Source organism: Nocardia shimofusensis NBRC 100134, from assembly GCF_001613125.1.
GTDB classification, from domain to species: Bacteria; Actinomycetota; Actinomycetes; order Mycobacteriales; family Mycobacteriaceae; genus Nocardia; species Nocardia shimofusensis.
The window spans coordinates 248,407-268,268 of record NZ_BDBT01000005.1 but is presented as its reverse complement, the minus strand read 5'-3'; the positions used below and the strand labels follow the sequence as shown (position 1 = coordinate 268,268).

The 19,862-nt window shown below is 70.1% G+C and carries 18 protein-coding genes; 10 read left to right on the top strand and 8 right to left on the bottom strand.

What is annotated here, in order from left to right:
* Positions 1-61 precede the first annotated feature (61 nt).
* The 3 genes from NS3_RS08115 to NS3_RS08105 all read left to right on the top strand — a co-directional run bounded on the left by NS3_RS08115 (position 62) and on the right by NS3_RS08105 (position 2,733).
* The gene (locus tag NS3_RS08115) at positions 62-730 is read left to right on the top strand and encodes a class I SAM-dependent methyltransferase (RefSeq protein WP_245649513.1); all 669 of its coding nucleotides are present in this window, start codon (positions 62-64) and stop codon (positions 728-730) included.
* 70 nt (positions 731-800) lie between these two features.
* Positions 801-1,784, top strand: coding sequence for a GlxA family transcriptional regulator (locus tag NS3_RS08110; RefSeq protein WP_245649512.1), 984 nt, complete (start codon positions 801-803; stop codon positions 1,782-1,784).
* Positions 1,785-1,908: 124 nt separating this feature from the next.
* Complete coding sequence (locus NS3_RS08105; RefSeq protein ID WP_067856063.1) at positions 1,909-2,733, top strand: dienelactone hydrolase family protein; 825 nt, start codon at positions 1,909-1,911, stop codon at positions 2,731-2,733.
* Here the strand turns inward: NS3_RS08105 and NS3_RS08100 are convergent.
* From NS3_RS08100 to NS3_RS08090, 3 genes are read right to left on the bottom strand one after another with little or no spacing between them, the layout of a single operon-like run.
* Positions 2,672-3,784, bottom strand: a complete 1,113-nt coding sequence (locus tag NS3_RS08100; RefSeq protein WP_084495158.1) for a flavin-containing monooxygenase — start codon at positions 3,782-3,784, stop codon at positions 2,672-2,674. The two genes, NS3_RS08105 and NS3_RS08100, sit on opposite strands and share 62 nt — an antisense overlap.
* Entirely contained in the window at positions 3,781-5,031 is a 1,251-nt protein-coding gene (locus NS3_RS08095) for an MFS transporter (protein WP_067856059.1), read from the bottom strand. The genes NS3_RS08100 and NS3_RS08095 overlap by 4 nt, the downstream gene beginning before the upstream one ends.
* Entirely contained in the window at positions 5,028-6,434 is a 1,407-nt protein-coding gene (locus NS3_RS08090) for an FAD-dependent oxidoreductase (protein ID WP_067856057.1), read from the bottom strand. Before NS3_RS08090 ends, NS3_RS08095 begins: the two co-directional genes overlap by 4 nt.
* A gap of 117 nt (positions 6,435-6,551) precedes the next feature.
* On the opposite strand from NS3_RS08090, the gene NS3_RS08085 reads away from it, so the two are divergent.
* The gene (locus tag NS3_RS08085) at positions 6,552-7,367 is read left to right on the top strand and encodes a helix-turn-helix domain-containing GNAT family N-acetyltransferase (RefSeq protein WP_067856054.1); all 816 of its coding nucleotides are present in this window, start codon (positions 6,552-6,554) and stop codon (positions 7,365-7,367) included.
* 228 nt (positions 7,368-7,595) lie between these two features.
* On the top strand, positions 7,596-8,129 hold the full coding sequence (locus tag NS3_RS08080) for a hypothetical protein (RefSeq protein ID WP_245649511.1): 534 nt from the start codon (positions 7,596-7,598) through the stop codon (positions 8,127-8,129).
* Positions 8,130-8,170: 41 nt separating this feature from the next.
* Here NS3_RS08080 and NS3_RS08075 read toward each other — a convergent pair whose 3' ends face one another.
* The 3 genes from NS3_RS08075 to NS3_RS08065 form a co-directional block, all read right to left on the bottom strand.
* Positions 8,171-9,052 carry a hypothetical protein gene (locus NS3_RS08075; RefSeq protein WP_067856048.1) on the bottom strand — a complete coding sequence of 294 codons (882 nt, stop codon included), beginning with the start codon at positions 9,050-9,052 and terminating at the stop codon, positions 8,171-8,173.
* Positions 9,049-9,429 (bottom strand): hypothetical protein, encoded by a 381-nt coding sequence (locus tag NS3_RS08070; RefSeq protein WP_067856046.1) that lies wholly within the window; start codon positions 9,427-9,429, stop codon positions 9,049-9,051. The genes NS3_RS08075 and NS3_RS08070 overlap by 4 nt, the downstream gene beginning before the upstream one ends.
* Before the next feature lie 192 nt (positions 9,430-9,621).
* A complete protein-coding gene (locus NS3_RS08065; RefSeq protein ID WP_067856255.1) occupies positions 9,622-10,536 on the bottom strand; it encodes a D-alanyl-D-alanine carboxypeptidase family protein in 915 nt (304 codons plus the stop codon).
* A 69-nt stretch (positions 10,537-10,605) separates the two neighbouring features.
* Here NS3_RS08065 and hrpB point away from each other — a divergent pair, with 69 nt between their 5' ends.
* A complete protein-coding gene (gene hrpB, locus NS3_RS08060) occupies positions 10,606-13,056 on the top strand; it encodes an ATP-dependent helicase HrpB (RefSeq protein ID WP_174550442.1) in 2,451 nt (816 codons plus the stop codon).
* Between the two features lie 76 nt (positions 13,057-13,132).
* The gene (locus tag NS3_RS08055) at positions 13,133-13,957 is read left to right on the top strand and encodes a HEAT repeat domain-containing protein (protein ID WP_169811615.1); all 825 of its coding nucleotides are present in this window, start codon (positions 13,133-13,135) and stop codon (positions 13,955-13,957) included.
* A 71-nt stretch (positions 13,958-14,028) separates the two neighbouring features.
* On the opposite strand, the gene NS3_RS08050 is transcribed toward NS3_RS08055, so the two are convergent.
* Positions 14,029-15,501, bottom strand: coding sequence for an MFS transporter (locus NS3_RS08050; protein WP_281205147.1), 1,473 nt, complete (start codon positions 15,499-15,501; stop codon positions 14,029-14,031).
* A gap of 377 nt (positions 15,502-15,878) precedes the next feature.
* On the opposite strand from NS3_RS08050, the gene NS3_RS08045 reads away from it, so the two are divergent.
* Positions 15,879-16,670 (top strand): SDR family NAD(P)-dependent oxidoreductase, encoded by a 792-nt coding sequence (locus tag NS3_RS08045; protein WP_067856038.1) that lies wholly within the window; start codon positions 15,879-15,881, stop codon positions 16,668-16,670.
* A gap of 29 nt (positions 16,671-16,699) precedes the next feature.
* Here the strand turns inward: NS3_RS08045 and NS3_RS08040 are convergent, their stop codons facing one another.
* Positions 16,700-17,071 (bottom strand): nuclear transport factor 2 family protein, encoded by a 372-nt coding sequence (locus NS3_RS08040; RefSeq protein ID WP_067856036.1) that lies wholly within the window; start codon positions 17,069-17,071, stop codon positions 16,700-16,702.
* Positions 17,072-17,209: 138 nt separating this feature from the next.
* Between NS3_RS08040 and NS3_RS08035 the strand changes: the two genes are divergently transcribed.
* Entirely contained in the window at positions 17,210-18,685 is a 1,476-nt protein-coding gene (locus tag NS3_RS08035) for an FAD-binding protein (protein WP_067856033.1), read from the top strand.
* Positions 18,686-18,901: 216 nt separating this feature from the next.
* A complete protein-coding gene (locus NS3_RS08030; protein ID WP_067856030.1) occupies positions 18,902-19,849 on the top strand; it encodes an SMP-30/gluconolactonase/LRE family protein in 948 nt (315 codons plus the stop codon).
* Positions 19,850-19,862 lie beyond the last annotated feature (13 nt).

Genomic DNA, 19,862 nt, shown 5'->3' with positions numbered 1-19,862 from the left:
CGCGACCTGCGCGAAGAGTCGGGCCTCGCGAGATGATGTTCATAGGCGTACCGTCGAATGGGTGAGCAGTAGCGCCGTACCTGCGGAAACGGTGAAGGGCTCGAGCCGGTGGGCCCGGGTGTTCGCGGCGCTGTACGACCCTCTGCTGTGGCTGGGGGAGAAGGCGGGGATGGGCGCTCGTCGGCAGAATCTGCTCGGTGACGCGCGGGGACGCACCGTCGAACTCGGCAGCGGTACCGGCCTCAACCTGGGCTACTACCCCGACGGTCTCGACGAGCTGATCTTGACCGAGCCGGAGGCCGCGATGCGTGTGCGGCTGGCGCGGAGGCTGGGGCGTCATCGTCGTCCGGCGCGGGTGCTCGACGCCTCGGCGGAACGGCTGCCGCTCGAGGACGCGACCGTGGATACGGTCGTGTCGACGCTCGTGTTGTGCACTGTCGACGACCCCGATCCGGTGTTGCGGGAGATCGAGCGCGTGTTGCGCCCCGGCGGTCGGCTGCTGTTTCTCGAGCACGTGCGTTCCCGGTCGCCGCGACTCGCTCATTGGCAGGATCGCCTCGCCGAGCCGTGGCGTCGGTTCGCGGAGGGCTGCCACTGCAACCGTGACACCCTCGAGCTGATCCGGGCTTCCGGGCTGGAAATCGGAGACGTGCAGGAAGCGACGTGGCGGGGGATGGTCCCGATCGTTCGCCCGCTGATCACGGGGGTGGCCACCAAAGGCGGTCATTGACCGGAGCCGCGCCTCGGTTCGACATCCACCTCGATGAGGTCGCGTCGGTGCGACTGGTACAACTCGGCAAGTGGGTGTTGTGCGGATCGGAATCCTGGCGTACGAAGGCTGTTTCGCCTCGGAAGTGTTCGCTGTCTCCGACTTCCTCCGCATCGCCGATCATGTCGCCCGCGACAACGGCGCCGCCGACACCGATCTGTTCCGGACATCGGTGGTCGCCGCGTCGCCCGAGCCGGTGGCCGCCGCGGGCGGGTTCACGATCGGGGCGCATCGATGGCATCACGACTTCGAGCTGATCGTCGTACCAGGATTCGACCTCTCGCCCGCCACCGACCTGGATGTCCGGCTCGGCGACCTCGGCCGCGAGATCGACTTCCTGCGCGCCGCGGGGCATCGTCGGACCCGGATCGCCTCGGTGTGTGTCGGCGCCTTCCTGCTGGGTGAGGCCGGTCTGCTGGACGGACGACGGTGCACCACGTCATGGCTGTTCGCATCGAGACTGGCCAGGCGGTACCCGCGGTCGACGGTGTGTGCGGAGTCTCTGCTCGTCGCCGACGAGCAGATCACCACCACCGCCGCGTTCACCGCGTCACTGGACCTCGCGACCGCTATCGTCCGAGATCACCTCGGCGCCGACGTCGCGCGGGCCACCGCACGCATCACCCTGGTGTCGGAGAACCGGAACAGCCAGGCGCCGTATGTGGTCGAGTCCATGGTGCAGACGACCGCGGGGCCGTTCGCGATCGCGGTACAGCGCTGGCTGGTCGATCATCTGACCGAGCCCTACAGTCTCTCCCGGCTGGCAGAGGCGTTGCACGTCAGCACCAGGACATTGCTGCGGCGCTATGCCGACGAGGCCGGCTGCTCACCGCTGGACTTCCTGCAGCAGGCGCGGATCGGCGCGGCCAAGCGACTCCTGACCGACACCGACGTGCCGATCGGCGAGATCCCTCGACGCGTCGGGTACCAGGACCCGAGCACCTTGCGCCGACTCTTCGTGGACCGGGTCGGCCTGGGGCTCGGTGACTACCGTCGCCAGTTCCGCGCATGCTGAGGCCGGGCGACGGCGGTGGCCGGATCCACTCGAAAGGTGGCGATCACGCCCCTCCCGCACAGTGCGGCGGCCCGCGAGGATCGAGCCTGTTCACCGAACCACACGACGAACAGGATCACCCACGATGACAACTCGCGAGATGACCGAGGACGACCCGCTCGACGATTTCGAGCGTCGCCACCTCACCTTCGACTCGGTGACGAAGGTCGTGCTCGTCTCCGGCTCGGGTCCGGCCGTCGTCGTGATGCCGGAGATGCCCGGCATCAGCCCTCACCTCGCCCGCTTCGCGCGGTGGGTTCGCGACGCCGGGTTCACCGTGTACCTGCCGTCCCTGTTCGGTCGCGACGGTGCGGTACCCACCGCCGAGGACGGCGCCGCGGTGATGCGGCGAGCGTGCGTCAGCGCCGAGTTCCGGGCGTTCGGCGCCAACCGGACCAGCCCCGTCACCCGATGGCTGCGTGCCCTGGCCGCCGCCGCGCACCAGGAGTGCGGCGGCCCCGGTGTCGGGGCCGTCGGCATGTGCTTCACCGGCAACTTCGCCCTGACCATGATGCTCGAGGCGTCGGTCCTCGCGCCGGTGCTCTGCCAACCCTCTCTGCCGCTCGACGACCCCGCGGGGCTGGAAATCTCACCGGACGACCTCGAGGCGGTGCGGGAACGACTCGACCGCGACGACCTGACCGTGCTCTCGTACCGGTTCGCCGGCGACAAGTGGTGTCGTGCCGAGCGTTTCGCCGCCTATGAGTCCGCGCTCGGCGGCCGATTCGTAGGTACGGTGCTCCCGGACAGCGCAGCCGACCGCACACCTCCACCGTTCTTCGCGGATGTGGTGGCAAGTCCGCACAGCGTCGTGACAGCGCACCTGATCGATGCCGCGGGTGAGCCGACTATCGCCGCCCGAGACGAGATCCTGATGTTCCTGGCCACTCGGCTGACCCCCGGACGCTGACCGGGGTGCGGGCCAGTCTCGTGACCAGACGGGCGGCGTCTCGGCCGACGCCGCGCAGGGAGGCGGAGGACAGGCTGCGTTGCCATTCCAGGCCGAGGTAGCCGAGTCCGGGGTGGGTGGTCGACAGCCCTTCCCGGTGGCGGGGTGCGCCGTCGGTGGTGAGGGCGCCGAGTCCGGTGAGCCAGCCGAGGTCGGGGCGGTAGCCGGTGGCGGTGATGACAGTCTGGACGGGGGTTGTCGTGCCGTCGGGCCAGTGCGCGGACTCTGTGTCGAGTCCGGTGAACATCGGGCGCACGGCCGGCCGACCGGCGGCGAGGGCGGACTTGTAGTGGCCGGTGTCGAATATCGGTACCGTCGGTGGGCGCTCGACGAACCGTCCGACAGGCGCGGTGTCGAGGCCGGTGCGGGTGAACCAGTAGTGGATGTCGCGCCCGAATGCCTGTTGGGCAACGACTTTCGGTGGCCGACGGGCGGCGAGGGTGACGGTGGCGGCGGTCTCGGCGAGCTCCACGGCGATCTGTACCGCGGAGTTGCCCGCGCCGACCACCACCACATGGTGGTCCGCGAACCGAGCCGGTGTTCGATAGTCCGCGGCGTGCATCACCGTGCCGACGAACCGGTCCCGTCCCGGCAGGTCGGGCCGGTGCGGGTTGCCGAAGCCGCCGGTGGCCGCGATCAACAGTGGTGCGGTGAACACCTCGCCGGTGTCGGTGTGCACGGCGAATCCCGTGCTGTCCGGTGTCGCGGTGGTGACGCGGATGTCGGTCCGGATGTCGGCGGACAGGTGGGTGGCGTAGTCGCGGAGGTATTCGACGACTTCGTCGCGATCGGGGTAGTGGTCGGGGTCGCCCGGGAACGGACGCCCGGGTAGGGAGCTGTAGCGGGCGGGGGAGAACAGGGTGAGGCTGTCGTAGTAGTGCGGCCAGGACCCGACGGGTTCGGGTCCGGCTTCCAGCACTGTGGCCTGGAGGCCGGCGTGGGTGAGGTGGTGGGCGGCGGCCAGGCCGGATTGGCCGCCGCCGACGACGATCGCGTCGACGTTCGAGCTCATCGATGTCCTTCGGTGACAACAGGTTCGGAGGCGGTGCGGAGAGTGGGCGTGGCGGCGGCGCCGACGAGGGCGGCGAGCGCGGCGACGGCGGCGAGGACGAGGTAGGCATTCGCGTAGCTGCCGGTGGCCGCTGTCAGGGCGGTTCCGGCCCAGGGGGCCGAGGCCATGACGATGACGATGGGGGCGTTGAGGACGCCGTTGAGGCTTCCGTAGTGGGTGGGACCCCAGCGGTCGGTGATGGCGGTGGCCTGCACGAGGGTGGTGACGCCGCGGACGAGTCCGGCCCCGATGGAGATCGCGATCAACCCGATCACCGTATCGGCGAGCCCGAGCAGGGCGGTGGAGGCCGCGGTCCCGGCGAGCGCGGCGATCAGGCGGGTGCGGGGACGGGTGCGCGCGGCGACCTGCAGGTAGCCGAGCCGGCCGAGAACCTGTCCCGCTCCGCCGAGGCCGAGGGTGAGGGCGGCCGTCTCGGGGGTGAAGCCCCGCTCGATCAGCAGCGGCACCAGATTGAACACACCGGCGAAGGCGGTGAACGCCCCCAACGCCAGCGCGACCGTCAACGCCAGGAACGCACGAGAACGAGCGACTTGGTCGTGGCGGTCGAATCCTGCCCCGGCGATCACCGGGGGTGGGTCGGGCCAGTGGCCGCGCAGCCCGAACCAGTGCGTCGGGATGGTGATCGCGGCGAGCGCGGCGGCCAGTATCAGGTAGGTGACGCGCCAGTCGGTGCGCACGTCCACGGCGGCGGTCAGGGGAGCGAAGACGGTGCTGGCCAGGCCGCCGACGAGAGTGAGGATCATCAGCGCGCGCACGCGTTGTTCGCCGTGCCAGCGGGTCAGCGCGGCGAACGCCGGTGGGTAGAGCACCGCGCCCATCGCTGTGCCCGCGAGCAGCCAGCCGAGGTAGAACACGGACAGGTTCGGCGCCAGCGCGACGATGGCGACGGCCGGCGCCGCCAGCGCCGACCCCGCGGTCATCACCGTGCGTGGTCCGACGCGATCGAGTATCCGCCCGACCGGGATGCCGGTGAGGGCGGCGGCGAGTTGACCGAGGGAGAACGCGGCGGTGATGGCCTGCGCCGACCATCCGGTGCCGGCGGTGATGGAGGTCGACAGCACGGGGAAGGCGTAGTAGAGGATGCCCCAGCTGGTGATCTGCGTGCTGCACAGCACGACAAGCACCCGCCGCCGACCGGCCGCATCCAGCCCGGCAGTGGTCGGCGGCGTGGTGTCCGTGGTGGTCACGACAGGCGCGCTCCGGACGCGGTCAGCGTGATCAGTTCCGGCACAGTCTGTCCGGCCGTCTCGCCCGCGTCGGGCGCTCCACCGCAGCCGCCGCCTCCCGCCGCGTCGGCGGTGTCGGCGGTGCTGGTGTCGGGGTCGTCGAAGACTCCGGCCCCGCCGCAGACGCCGGTGTCGGGCAGGACGAGTTCGACGCGGCGAGCGGCGTCGTGGTCACCGGCGAGTTCGGCGGCGATGGAGCGGACCTGCTCGTAGCCGGTCATGGCCAGGAAGGTCGGGGCACGGCCGTAGCTCTTCATTCCGGCGGAGTAGAAGCCGGATTCCGGGTGGGACAGTTCGCCGACTCCGTGTGGGTAGACGGTGCCGCAGGAGTGCACGTTGGGGTCGATCATCGGCGCCAGCCGCACCGGCGCCTGCAGCGTCGAATCCAGCTCCAGGCGGATCTGCGACAGCCACGACAGGTCGGGGGCGAACCCGGTCAGCGTCACCACGGCGTCCACGCCCTCGACGCGGGCACCGGAATCGGCGACCAGCGCGACCTGCCCGCCTGCGGCGGGTTCGACCGCGGCGGTGCGGAATCCGGTCACCACCTCCAGTAGTCCGGCTTCGACCGCGCGCCGCGCGCGTTCACCGAGTGCACCGCGTGCGGGCAGCTGGTCGGCGTCACCGCCGCCGAAGGTGGCGCCGATCTCGCCGCGCCGCAGTACCCACGTCAGCCGGGTGCCCGGCGCCTGCTCGGCGAGCCCGGCCAGCGCCACGATCGCGGTCAGCGTCGAATGTCCGCTGCCGGCGATCACCGTGTGCCGACCGGCATGTCGGGCGGCCGCGGCGGGGTCGTCGAGGTCGGGCACCCGATAGCCGATCACTCCAGCGGCCGCCGCGGCGGTTTCGCCGAGGGCGGCGAGCCCGTCCCCGCCGAGCGGATTGGGCGCACCCCAGGTGCCGGAGGCATCGATCACCGCGGCGGCGAACACCCGTTCCTCCCGGCCGTCCGCGTGACGCAGGTGCACGGTGAACGGGGCGGTATCGCGCTCGGCGTCGACGACACGGTCGCGCCCGCGTCGCGACACCCCGGTCACCTCGACACCGGTGCGCACGATCCGCGACCCGAGCGCGGTGGCGAGCGGGGCGAGGTACTGCTGCTGCCAGTCCCTCCCGGTCGGATAGGCGTTCTCCTCCGGTGCGGTCCAGCCTGCGATGTCGAGCAGCCGCCGCGCCGGTGGGGCGATCAGCTCGCCCCACCGCGAGAACAGGCGCACGTGATTCCACTGCGCCACCGCCGCCCCCGGGACGCGGCCCCGCTCGAATACCAGCACCTCTCGGTCACGTTCGCGCAGTTCGGCCGCCGCGGCCAGGCCCACGGGCCCGGCGCCGATCACGACCACGGGCAGTTCGTCGTTGCTCATGTCCACTCCATTCATCGACAGCCATCGATTGATGACGCCGACTCTATCGACGCGCGTCGATGAAATCAACCATCGATGAGCATCGATATTTTGGCGGGGAGTCCATAGAATGGCGAGATGACCTCCCTGGACATGCCCACCGTGCGCGACACCGCCACCCTCAGGGCGGATGTACTGCCGGTGCAGGAGGCCACCACCTATGCGGGGTGGTTCGCCTGCCTCGCCGACCCCACCCGGGTGCGGCTGCTGCACCAGGTCGCCACCCGGCCCGGCGGCATCACTGTCGGTGAACTCGCCGAAGCCCTCGGCGTCGGCCAGCCCACGGTGTCGCATCACGTGCGCAAGCTCGCCGAGGTCGGCTTCGTGGCCGTGTCCAAGCACGGCACCTCCACCGTGGTCGCCGTCGACCCCGCCTGCTGTACCGGTCTGCCGCACGCCGCCGACGCCGTCATGGGCGCGCTCGGGCAACGTCCCTGCTGCCCGACCGACCTGCCCGAGGACGTCACCGTCCGTGCGATGACCGACGACGACCTGCCCGTCGTCGTCGCGCTCGGAGGGCCGGCCTCCGTTCACGATCGGCTACCGGAGCATCGGTGGGTCGCCGAGGTCGAGGGACGCATCGCCGGATTCGCCGCGCTGAAGCCGACCTCCTTCGGTCCGGCCGTCGAGGGCCTGGCCGAGAGCAGCCTGTTCGTCGCCGAGGACCGCCGCGGGCGGGGTGTGGGCACATCCCTGATCCGCGCACTGGTCATCGCCGCCGACGAAGCCGGATTCACCACCGTGTCCACCGGAGTCCTGCCCACCGACCGCGCGGGGTTGGCGCTGCACCACTCGGCCGGATATCGCACCGTCGGCGTGCGCGAACGCCTGCTCCGCCTCGACGACACCTGGCACGACGTCGTCTTCCTCGAACGCCGCAGCCCCTGCAACTGATCGGCGCGGCTCCACCTCGCCCGAGGGGCAAGCCTGCCTATGCGCTCTCGCCGAAGCCGTCGAACCCTCCCTTTTCGGCCGCTCGACACAGAACCATTGCAGCGCTGCGGAACTCGGCACCGCGTCGCGCGTACGAGCCGGAATCGACCAGCGCTCCGGGAAGATTCCGAGTGGTTCCGAGTGGTTCCGAGTGGTAATGAATACGACGCGGTGCACGATCATCGGTGTGTGACGATTGCACGTGGATCGGCCTCGACAGCAGCTGCCGGACTCCTCGGCGCGGCGATGGCCGTGACAGCGCCCGGCGTCGCCCACGCCGCCGATCCTTGCCAGCTCGGGGTGTCGAATGTCGGACCCCGAACATGCGCCATGACAGAGGTCAGGACGGCCCCGACATGGACGCTGGGCAACGGTGTCTGCGTCGGCATGCTCAGTGCCGCGGGGGTCGCCTACGACGGCCCCCTGTCCGAATATCACACCTTTCCGGGAACTGCCCATTCCATAGAACTGCGTATCACGCAAGGCTTTTCACCGCTGGGCAACTTCGCGCCGACCATCCTGGCCTGTGACGTCACGGCGATCGTCGACTGGCGCAACCTCGACACCGGCCGCAGCGGCTCGGTGAGCCATTTCATCCCCGCGAGCAACAACGTTTCCCGGCCGTTCTACGTGCACGTCGACTCGGGCCCGGGACGGGTCGTGCTCACCGTGCGGACCGACCGTCCGAGCGTTCCGGCGACGGCCGAGGTGTTCGTGCCCTGACCGGTACCGGGCCGATCGAGAGCTGTCGTGGTCGCCCGCTCTCAGGGATTGCGGGCGATATCGATGCGAATGGTGTCACCGTGGGAAACCACGACGACTCGGTCCCGGCCGGCCTGCCACTGCTGGGGTAGCAGGTAGTAGTAGTCGTCGGTGCGCGCGAGCAGCCACAATCCGCTGTATACGTAGCGGTACTTTTCGCCGGGAGCGGTGATCTCGCCCATCCGGGTCCCACTTCCTTCCACGCCGAGTCTGTCGACGCTGAACACGACGACGGCGGGCCGGTCGACGAAGGAAGCCTGCTCCTGGTGCACGGCATCGGCGGCACCTCGGCGTTCGGCGAAATCGGCGACCGCCCAGAGATAACCGATCACCGTGATCCCGACGAGCGCGAGCACCTGGATCTGCATCACCGTGCGGGGCGGGCGCCTGGTGGCGAGAATCGCCGGGTAACGCCATCGCAGCCAGTAGGCGCAGCCGAGGGATGCGGCCGCGGTCATCAGCAGGAAAGGTGCGACGAGGTCGAGTGTCGCGGCCAGAACGGTCGGAATGTAGACCAGGACCACCACGGTCGCCACCAGCAGCATGCCGACGACGATGAGAAACCGCACCCACCAGCGCAGCACGGTTCGCGGTCGGCCGCTGCGCATCGCGTGCCGAGTCGGAATTCTGCGCACCGCCGACAGTGCCAGGATCGTGAGCAGCGTGGCGATCAGTGGCTGGAACATGGCGGTCACGCTGAACAGGACGTAGTCGGCGGTGGTATGTCCGAGTGCGTGGGCAGCGACCCCGAAGTGTTCGTAGAAGGCTCGGCTGTAGGCCCAGCCGAAGTAGTAGAGCACTGCGGTGACCAACGCTGCCTGGGAGGCGAGAGCGCCGATGACCGGCAACAGGGACAGTCGCTGCGCCGGGGCCGCGGTGGTCACGGGTTCGGGTCGGCCGGAGGTTCGGAAGGATCCGAAACTCCGGTGGTCGTGGGCGCAAGCGTCGGAACCACTGTCGGAGGGGCGACAGTGCCCGGTGTGGATGGCGTGCGGGAAATCGCCGACGCGGTCGGCGGAACGATGGTGGGGTAATTCGAAATCGGCGGTCCGTCGACCGTCACGGTGGCCACCGTGACCTGGCCGGGCTCGACGGTGGTCTCGCGCACGCCGCCGTCTTCGTCGGCGCACCCACCGGCGAGCAGGACGAGCGCGGCAGTCAGTGCGAGCCGGCAACCGATGCGGACCGCCGCTGAGGATTGTGCCGGGAAGAGCTGACCCCGTCGGGTGTGGTGGGCAAGGATATGCGGTGTCGGGTTCATCGGTCGGCCCTCAACAGTCAGCGCTTTTCACCGGACGAGCACTCTCGGGACTGGATGAGCGCTATCGGTCAGGCGATGTCTCTACTCGCACCACGATCGCGCACAGCCGCCCGCGTCGTCGCGCGTAGTCGTCTACTCGTTTCCGGTCGAGTCCGATCGCGTGCGGCCGGGTCCGAACCCGGCACCTCGGGTTCAGCCGATCGGCAGCGTGCTGAGGATCGGGATGAAACCCCAGTTCAAGAGACGTTCGGCGTCGGCGGTCGCGGCGGCCATATCGTGGGGTGAACTGTTGAGGACCACCCCGATCAGCCGCTGCCCGCCCCGGGAGGCTTCGAACAGCAGGCAGGTGCCGGCGGCATCGGTATTGCCGGTCTTGATACCCGCGATCCCCGGATACCTGCCGAGCAGATCGTTGGTGTTCTCCCAGACGTGGTGGCCGTTCGCGGGGCCGGCGGGCTGATGGTGGATCGGCGATCCGACGATCTGACGGAAGACGGGGTTCGACATGGCGTGGCGGCCGAGGCGCACCAGGTCCGCGGCTGTGGAGTAGGTGGCGTAGTCGTCGGGAATCGGCAGGCCGCTGGGGTCGGCGAAATGGGTGTCGGTCATGCCCAGCCGCCGCGCGGTGTCGTTCATCTTGGCGAGGAAGGCCTGCTGGCCGGGACCGTAGGCCTCGGCCAGCGCGTAGGCGGCATCGCAGCCGGAGGGCAGCAGCATCGCGTACAGCAGTTGGCGAGCGGTGAGTACTTCGCCGGGGGCGAGGTCCGCGGTGCTTCCGCCTTCGGCGGCGGCGTAGTCGAGGGCGGCCTGCGACACCGTGACGGGGCGGTCGAGATCGCCGGATTCGAGCACGACGATCGCCGTCATGACCTTGGTGATACTGGCGATGGGGACGCGGGCGGCGGGTTGGCGTGACCAGACGAGCAGCCCGGTGTTGGCCTCGGCCAGTGCCGCCGACGCGGCCTGCACGCCGTCGGGTTGCATGGCCGGCGGAAAGGGGAGCTGGGGGTGCGAACTGCCCGGGACCGGGGCTGCCGCGACGGTGGGAGCGAAGACGACGAGTATTCCGGCGAGGACCGCCGGCAGTACACGAGTGGGGGTTCGCATCGCCATATTCTGTCGCCCGGCCTGTCCGAACTGTGGCATTTGCGAGTCGAGGCTTCAGACTGGTCGGTTATGGACCTGCCCGAGCTTCCCGATCTGCCGATTCGTGGCGTTCTCGACCGTGTTGTCGCGACCTTGGCCGAGCACGGGACGGCTGTGCTGGTCGCGCCGCCGGGAACCGGGAAGACGACCCTGGTGCCGTTGGCGCTGGCCGCGGCCGGTGCGGGGCGAGTGGTCGTGGCCGAGCCACGACGGTTGGCGGCTCGGGCGGCGGCCGGGCGGATGGCGGCGCTGCTGGGGGAGTCGGTGGGTGAGACCGTCGGCTATGCGGTGCGGGGGGATCGCCGTGTCGGGCGCAGGACTCGGATCGAGGTCGTGACCTCCGGATTGCTGGTGCGACGGTTGCAGGATGATCCCGAACTGGCGGGGGTCGACGTAGTGCTGCTCGACGAATGCCACGAGCGGCATCTGGACGCGGATCTGCTGCTGGCCTTGCTGCTGGACGCCCGGGCCGGCCTGCGGCCGGATCTGCGAGTACTCGCCACCTCGGCAACCGTTGCGGCCGAACAACTTTCGGCACTGCTGGGTGGCGACCACCCGGCGCCGGTGCTGCAGGCGCACGGTCGGACCCATCCCGTTCGCACGGCCTATGTCGCGCCGCTGCCACGGGAACGGATCGAAGCGCAGGTCGCGCGCACCACCCGGGTCGCCCTCGCCGACACCGACGGCGATGTGCTGGTCTTCCTGCCCGGAGCGGCCGAGATCCGCCGGACCGCGGCGCTGCTGGCCGATCTGCCCGGCGTGGATGTCGTTGCCCTGCACGGAAGATTGTCCGCGGCGGGGCAGGACGCGGCATTGCGGCCGGGTGCTCGGCGGCGCGTGGTGTTGTCCACTGCGGTCGCGGAGTCGAGTCTGACGGTGCCGGGAGTGCGGGCGGTCGTGGATTCCGGGCTGGCCCGGGTGCCGCGGATCGATCGGGCCCGTGGACTGTCCGGGCTCGCGACGGTGCGGGTTTCGGCGGCGGTGGCCGAGCAGCGCGCCGGGCGCGCCGGGCGGGAGGGGCCGGGGCGGGTGTGGCGGTGCTGGCCGGAATTCGAGCATGCGACGCTGCCCGCCTATCCGGAACCGGAGATCCGTACGGCGGATCTGACCCGATTGACCTTGGAGCTGGCCTGCTGGGGCACCACCGACGGACACGGCCTGGGCTGGTGGGACGCGCCGCCACCGGGCGGGCTGGACGCCGGGCGAGAGGTGTTGCGCGCCTTGGGCGCGGTCGACGGTGAGGGTGCGGTGACCGAGCGAGGTCGGCGGATCGCGCGGATCGGGCTGCATCCCCGGTTGGCGCGCGCCCTGCTCGACGGTGCGGAGGTGGTGGGTGCGCGGGCGGCCGCGGAGGTGGTGACAGTGCTCGACGACGACAGCTATGTCTCCGGTGTCGATCTCGTCGCCGGTCTGCGGGTATTGCGGCGGGAGCGGCCCGCGCGCTGGCGGCGTGAGGTCGATCGGCTGGCGCGGTTGGTCGAAGGCTCGGACGGGAGAGACGATCCGGCATATGTGGTGGCGCTGGCGTATCCGGAGCGGCTGGCGCGGCGGCGTGCTCCCGGTTCGGCGAGTTATCTCATGGCAGGGGGGACCGCGGTGACGCTGCCGTCCGGCGCCGGCGTCGGTGACGCGGAATGGCTGGCGGTCGGTGTCGCGACCCGCGATCCGGGGCGGTCGGAGGGGGTCGTGCGGTTGGCCGCGGTGGCCGATGAGCCGCTGGCTCGGCGCGCGGCCTCGAGCCTGCTGAGCGGTGCCGAGGAAATCGATTGGGTCGACGGTGATGTGGTGGCCCGGCGGGTGGAACGACTGGGTGCGATCGTCCTGTCCCAGCGGCCTGTTCGGGATCCGGATCGCCGGATGCTCGGCACGGCGGTACTGCGCGGGCTGCGTTCCTGCGGTCTCGGCCTGCTGTCCTGGACCTCCGAGGCCACCGCACTACGGCAACGACTCGATTTCCTGCACCGCACACTCGGCGCCCCTTGGCCGCGGGTCGACGACGAGTCGTTGCTGGCCGCCGCCGAGGTCTGGCTCGGTCCGGAACTGGCCGCCGCCCGTCGCCGCGCCGATCTCGAACGCATCGACGCCGGGCAGGCGCTGCGCCGGCTCCTGCCCTGGCCCGAGGCGGCCCGGCTGGACGAACTGGCGCCCGAACGTCTCGAGGTCCCTTCCGGCAGCCGCCCCCGCCTCGACTATTCGACCGATCCGCCGGTGCTGGCGGTGAAGGTGCAGGAGGTGTTCGGCTGGGCGGAGGCGCCGCGGCTCGGGGACGGCCGCGTCCCGATCGTGCTGCATCTGCTCTCCCCGGCGCAGCGTCCGGTCGCGGTGACCGCGGATCTGGCATCGTTCTGGCGTTCGGGCTGGTCTCAGGTCCGCGCGGACCTGCGCGGGCGTTATCCCAAACACGCCTGGCCGGAGGACCCGGCGACCGTGCCCGCCCATCGGGGCACCGCGCGTAATGCCGACCGTGACCGGAGTAGGTGAGCGTGTGCGTTTCGGGCTGCGCTGACCACCGACAACGCGGCCGGGGGACGAGATGATCGACAGGTACCGTTGGACGGTGAACTCAGCTGATGCGCGACGCCTGCAAGACGGTGATCTCCGGACCCGCGAGGAGTATCTGCGGCTCCTGCTCGTCCGGGCAGATGACGGCGACGCATCCGCCAAGGAAGCACTGTGCGCGCTCGTCCGCGACTACCCGGACTACCACCGGGCACTGTACAGCCGGGCGTTGAACCGGGCGGCGGTCTTCGGCGACGACACTCTGAAGGCGCCGCTGCTCGAATCACTGGCCGACACCCGGTACAACTGCCAGGCATGGGCGGCGATGGGTTGCGCGGCGCTCGGTTTCCGCGAGGCGGTTCCCGGTTTGATCGCGATGCTGGACCACTCGCAGCAAATGGCTCGAGAGCAAGCGGTGATCGCCCTCGGCACGCTCGGCGACGAATCGGTCGTACCGGCGCTCACCCCCGTGCTGCGGGACTCGATCGGGGGAATGCGCGAGCGGGCCGCCGAGGCCCTCGGCCTGATCGGCGGTGATGCGGCCCTGGCCGCACTATGGGACGAATTCGAGCACCGCCGGTATTTCCGCATCGGCTATATCGCGAGCGCGCTGGCCACATTCACCCCTGACGTCATCCCGAGGTTGTGCGAGGCGGCCGACAGCGACGACCCCGACCAGCGATACTGGGCGGCTGTCGCGCTCGGTTCTACCGGCGACGATCGTGCCGTGCCGACGCTGGAACGGCTGATGGCCCACGACCGGGGCTCGACGGTCTTCGACGGCATGGTGAGCGTCGCCGCGAAGAAGGGCCTCCGCACGCTACGACGAATACAAGCGGCGATCGCAGCCCGCTCACAAATGTCGGGGCGCCTTCGCTGCTGACCGATTTCCCCGTGGGCTCATGTGTCGGGCGAGGTGCAAATCCGGCCTGTAATTCGCGATCTTCGGGCTGCCTACTCATCCGGGTGTGGGGGAGTGCGCTTCCGCGCCGCGTATCGGCGGCTGCGCACGACCAGCGCCAGCGCCAGGGCGGCGGCGGTCAGCGTGGTGCCCGCCGAGATCCAGAACATCGCGGTGAAGGCTGTGAGCGCCGGATAGGTGTGGGCGTCGACGGTCACCGTCCAGGTCGTCGCGGTGGCCGCCATGGTCGCGCTGGCCGTGGAGGTTCCCACCGATTGCAGCAGCGCGCCGATGGTGGTGGCCGACGCCGACTCGGTGATCGGCGCCATGGCCATGATCGAGGTCGGAATCGCGGCGATGGTGAGGGAGAGACCGGCCCCGACAACAACAGCGCCGGCCAGCAGCTGCCAGGGTTCGCGGCTGAGCGGGACACGAATGGCGAACGCCAGTGCCAGTTCGGAGGCCGCAATCAGTAGGACCCACTGAGCGCCGAAGCGTGCGATGGCGCGTCCGGCGATCGGCGCGACGAGGATGCCGACAAGGGCGACGGGCATCAGACACCACCCCGCTTGCAGCATGCTCATGCCTGCCCCGAAACCGGTCGAGGCGGGCAGTTGCAGCATCTGGGTGGTGATCAGGATATTGCTGAACAGGGCGAACCCGATCAGCAGCGCGCAGGCGTTGACCAGCAGGACCGGTGGCCGCGCGCTGACGCGCAGGTTCACCAGCGGTGCGGCGCGGCGTAACTGCAGCGGGACCCACAGGAAGAGCAGGAGCACCCCCGTGCCGGCCGATGCCAGGGTCTCCGCGCTGGTCCATCCCCACTGGCCGCCCTTCGACAGAGGCAGCAGCAGCGCGGTCACAGCGGCGGCGAGCATCACGGCACCGAGGTAGTCGAACGCACCCTCGGCACGGGAAGCGGGCGCGGAGGCGGGGACGACTGTCGCGACCGCGATCGCCAGCACCGTGCCGGTGAGCGCCACCACCCAGAAGATCCAGTGCCAGTCCAGGTAGGTGACGATCACTCCGGAAAGGGGCAGCCCGGTGGCGGCGCCGATCGCCAGGGACGCGCTCATGGTCGCCACCGCACCGGGAACGCGGTGCGGCGGCAGCACGTCGCGCATGGTCGCCATCGCGACCGGAATCAGCGACAGGCCGCAGCCCTGCAGCGCGCGGGCGATCACGAGCGGCACCAGCGAATCACCGATGGCGCCCAGCAGCGATGCGGCCACCACGACCACCAGCGTCACCAAGATCAGGTGCTTCTTGCCGTACATGTCGGCCAGGCGCCCGATCAGCGGCGTGACGACCGCGCCGGTGACCAGAGTGGCAGTCACCAGCCAGGAGGCGGTGCCTGCCGAGGTGTTCAGCAGGGCGGGCAGAGCCGGCAGCAATGGCAGCACCATGGTCTGCTGCAAGGCCATCAGAATCCCGCATGCGGCGAGGACGAGGACGATTCCGGCACCCGACCCGCTGCGTTCCTGCCGCGCGTCGGTACGTAGAACCGATACCCCCGCGCCTAGCATCGCAGCGCTCTGAAGGACAAGGTCCGACGATCGATCATGCGCACAGCATCCGGCCGGCACCGGACGCGTGGCGATCCCATTGCCACTGAGTGGAAAGTCGCAAACATCGCGGCGGTGGAGCACCGGGTGCCGCGGCCGCACGCAGAACCGCCGTGGCGAGTGCGTAACCGGAGCCGGAGCGGCGGTCCCGCTCGATGGGAACGGCGGCGTGCGTATGCGATACGCGGATCTACCGTGACAGCGCGAGCCCGGCTGGTTCGCCGTCGGCCGTGCCGCCGCGGGCTCGGCGGCGGCAGAGGAGGCCGTCGGCGACGTCGGTCCGGGGCAGCGCGCGGCAACGAGCATCGAGCGGCTCGATCGAGCGAAGGGACGAACGGATGCAATTGGAGGACAAGGTCGTCGCCGTCACCGGCGCCGGGAACGGCATCGGGCGGCAGACAGCGCTGTGCCTGCTCGATCGCGGGGCACGCGTCGCGCTGATCGATCTGAAGGGCGACTGGCTGGAGGAGACCCGGGCGCTTGCTGGTGCCCGGCAGAATCGGGTGTCGCTGCACGTCGCCGACGTGACCGAGGTGGCGACAGTCGCCGTGTTGCCCGCGGCGATCCACGCCGAGCACGGGCAGATCGACGGGCTGATCAACGTCGCCGGGATCATCCACCGGTTCGCCCCCGTCGCCGAGCTCGAACGCGACGAGATCGAGCGGGTCGTCCGGGTCAACTTCTGGGGCACCGTGAACATGTGCATGGCCTTCCTCCCGGAACTGCGGCAGCGGCCCGAAGCGGGGCTGGTGAACGTCTCCAGCCTGTCCGGGCTGATCCCGTTCGCGGGGCAGACGATCTACAGCGCCACCAAGGGGGCGGTCAAGCAGTTCAGCGAGGGCATGTATCAGGAGCTGAGGGACACGAATGTCACTGTGACGACCGTCTTTCCGGGCAATATCAGCACGAACCTGAGCGGCAACTCCGGGGTGAGGATGATCGACGCCGGAGGCCGTAAGGTTCGGGCCACCACCCCGGAGCGCACTGCGGAACTCATCGTGGAGGGGTTGGAGAAGGGGAAGTTCCGGGTGCTCGTCGGCCAGGACGCCACCGCGCTCGACAAGCTCGTCCGGCTCGCCCCGCGCTGGGCGACGCGCATGATCGCAAAACAGATGAAGAGCGTGCTCTGACCGATGGCGTTGCGGTCACCCGGGTCGGGTCAGCCGGTGACCATGTCCGCCATGCTCCAGATCGCGCGCATGCTGGTGATCTGTCCCTGCTCGTCGAAGGTCATGACGTCGATCGGCTCCACCGTGATAGGACCGTTCGGCAAGGCCGAGGTGACCCGGAAGTGGAATGCCGCCGTATCGCCGGAGACCCGGATCGTCAGCAGTTCCATCGTGGTCTCCACGCCGTCGAGGCCGCTGTAGAAGGCAGCGATGGCGTCGCGGCCCACGCGCACCTCGGTGCCGACCGGGTCCTCGAGGGTGGCGTCCTCGGCGTAGAGCGCGGCGATCTCCGCGGCGGTGCCGGTGCCGATGCGGTGGGCGTACTCGGTGACAGTGGAGGTGATCTGCTCGACGGAGGGCATCGCAGTTCCTTTCTCGACGGCGCGCGTCGCCGTCGCACCGGCCCAGGGAAGCAGACGGCTACCCCGCGGGGCGCGCTTCGTTCCGGTGTGTGGGACGCGGCCTGGCCGCGGTGGTGTGAGCCAGGCCACCGTGGGCGCATGACAGCGGATATTCCTGATGTGGTGGCGGCCGATGCGGTGACCGACTGGTCGGACGAGGTCGACGTGGTCGTGATCGGCGCGGGCATCGCCGGGTGCTGCGCCGCCGCGGAGGCGGCGGCGCAGGGCGCGCGGGTGCTGGTCCTGGAGCGCGCGGCGGTGGCGGGCGGCACGTCGGCGATGGCGGGCGGGCACTTCTATCTCGGTGGCGGCACCCCGGTACAGGTCGCCACCGGGCACACCGATTCGGCCGAGGAGATGGCGAAGTATCTGACCGCGGTGTCGCCGCACCCCGATGCGGCGAAGATCCGGGACTACTGCGCCGACAGTGTCGAGCACTTCCATTGGCTGGAGGGGTTGGGTTTCGAGTTCGAGCGCAGCTTCTACCCGGAGAAGGCGGTGATCCAGCCGGGCACCGAGGGCCTGATGTTCACCGGCAACGAGAACGTCTGGCCGTTCCGGGAATTGGCGGTGCCCGCGCCGCGCGGACACAAGGTCCCGGTCGCCGGTGACACCGGCGGGGCGGCGCTGGTCACGAACCTGCTCGTGCAGCGGCTCGCCCGGCTCGGCGCCGAGATCCGCTACGAGACCGGCGCCACGCAGCTGGTATGCGACGCGACCGGCGCGGTGGTCGGGGTCCGCTGGAAGCGGCCACCGGAGCAGGGCGTGATCCGCGCGGGCGCGGTCGTCGTCGCGGCGGGCGGCTTCGTGATGAATCCGGAGATGGTGCGGCAGTTCGTGCCCGCGCTGGCGGAGAAGCCCTACACGCTCGGCTCGAGTTACGACGACGGGCTCGGCATCCGGCTCGGCATGTCCGCGGGCGGGGCTGTAGAGCACATGGACCAGTGCTTCGTCACCGCGCCGATCTATCCGCCGTCCCGGCACCTGACCGGAATCGTGGTCAACGCGCTCGGGCAGCGGTTCGTCGCCGAGGATTCCTACCATGCGCGCACCGCGGGATTCGTGCTCGAGCAGCCCGGCGCCCGCGCCTACCTGATCCTGGACGAGGCGCACCTGGAGAAGCGAGACTTCCAGCTGGTGCCGTTCATCGACGGCTGGGAGACCGTGGCCGAGATGGAGGAGGCGCTGGCCCTGCCGCCCGGCAGCCTGCGGGAGACGCTGGCACGGTACAACGCGCACGCGGCGGACGGGCAGGACCCGGACTTCCACAAGCAGCCGGCGTACCTGGAGCCGCAGGACAGTGGCCCGTGGGCGGCGTTCGACCTCTCGCTGGGCGCGGCGTCGTATGCCGGGTTCACGCTGGGCGGGCTGCGCACCACAGTCGACGGTCAGGTGATCCGCGCGGACGGGTCGGTCGTGGACGGGCTCTACGCGGCCGGGGCGTGTGCCCCGAGCCTGGCCCAGGACGGCAAGGGGTACGCCAGCGGGACTCAGCTCGGCTCCGGCTCCTACTTCGGCCGTCGGGCCGGGCGGCACGCAGGCGCGCGAACCGGCGCTCCTTCGGTGACGCAGTGACATGCGTTCCACCTGCCGGGCTGGGGACCGGCCCACTCCCGCGGGGGCTCCCGCTGAATGGGAGCGCACCGTCCGGCGAGTGAGCCGGGCCCTATCGTCCTCACATGCCAAGTCCTTGTGACCCAGTTCACGTATGAGCATCCGCCCACGTGATTCAGCTTCCGCCACAGGCGGAGCCTGACGACATCGGTCACCGTTTCCAGGAAGGTCCATGCCATGACCAATCCCGTCGACACCGTCGCTGCCGCCGTCACCGCCGCCGGCGCCACGACTTTCGAGGCTCGCAAGGTCTCGAGCGGCTACTCCTGGCCGGAGTGCCCGCGGTGGCACGAGGGCTCCTTCTGGTTCTCGGACATGTACACCGGAACTCTCAAGAAGCTCGACGCGGACGGCAACGCCGCCGTCGTCGTCGACGCGACCGGCCGCGGCGCGGACACCGACGTCCCGATCGTGCTGGGCGGGTTCGGCTGGCTGCCCGACGGCCGCCTGATCGTGGTGTCCATGCACGAGAAGCTTGTCCTGGTGCACGGTGGCGGCGCGCCCGACGATCTGTCGGTGTACGCCGACATCTCGCAGTACTGTTCGGCCGCCGCCAACGACATGGTGGTCGACGCCGAGGGCCGCGCCTACATCACCCAGCTCGGCTTCGATCTGTTCAAAGGGGAGGAGCCGATCCCGTCGCCGCTGATCGTGGTGGAGTCGGACGGCACCGTCGGCACCCCGGAGAAGGTCGGCCCGCTGATGTGCGGCAACGGGATCGCGATCAGCGCCGACGGCACCAAGGTGTATGTCGCCGAGGTGATGGCCTTCAAGATCACCGTGATCGACCGCGCCCCCGACGGCACGCTGTCGAACCCGCGCGACTTCGCGGCCACCCCGTTCATGCCCGACGGGATCGGTCTCGACGCCGACGGTGGCGTGTGGGCGGCGATGCCCGGCGGCGGCTACGTCGCGCGCTTCACCGAACAGGGAATCACCGACGCCGTGGCGTTGCCGCTGGAGAACGGCATCGCCTCGGCCTGCATGCTCGGCGGCCCGGACCGCAGCACCCTCTACATGACGGTCGGATTCGAGGTCTTCGACTTCGAGAAGTCGGCCCGCGAGGCGCTGGGCGGCATCTGGGTGGCCGACGTGGCGCACCGCGGCGGCGACACCCGCCCCTGACGTCCGAGACGAA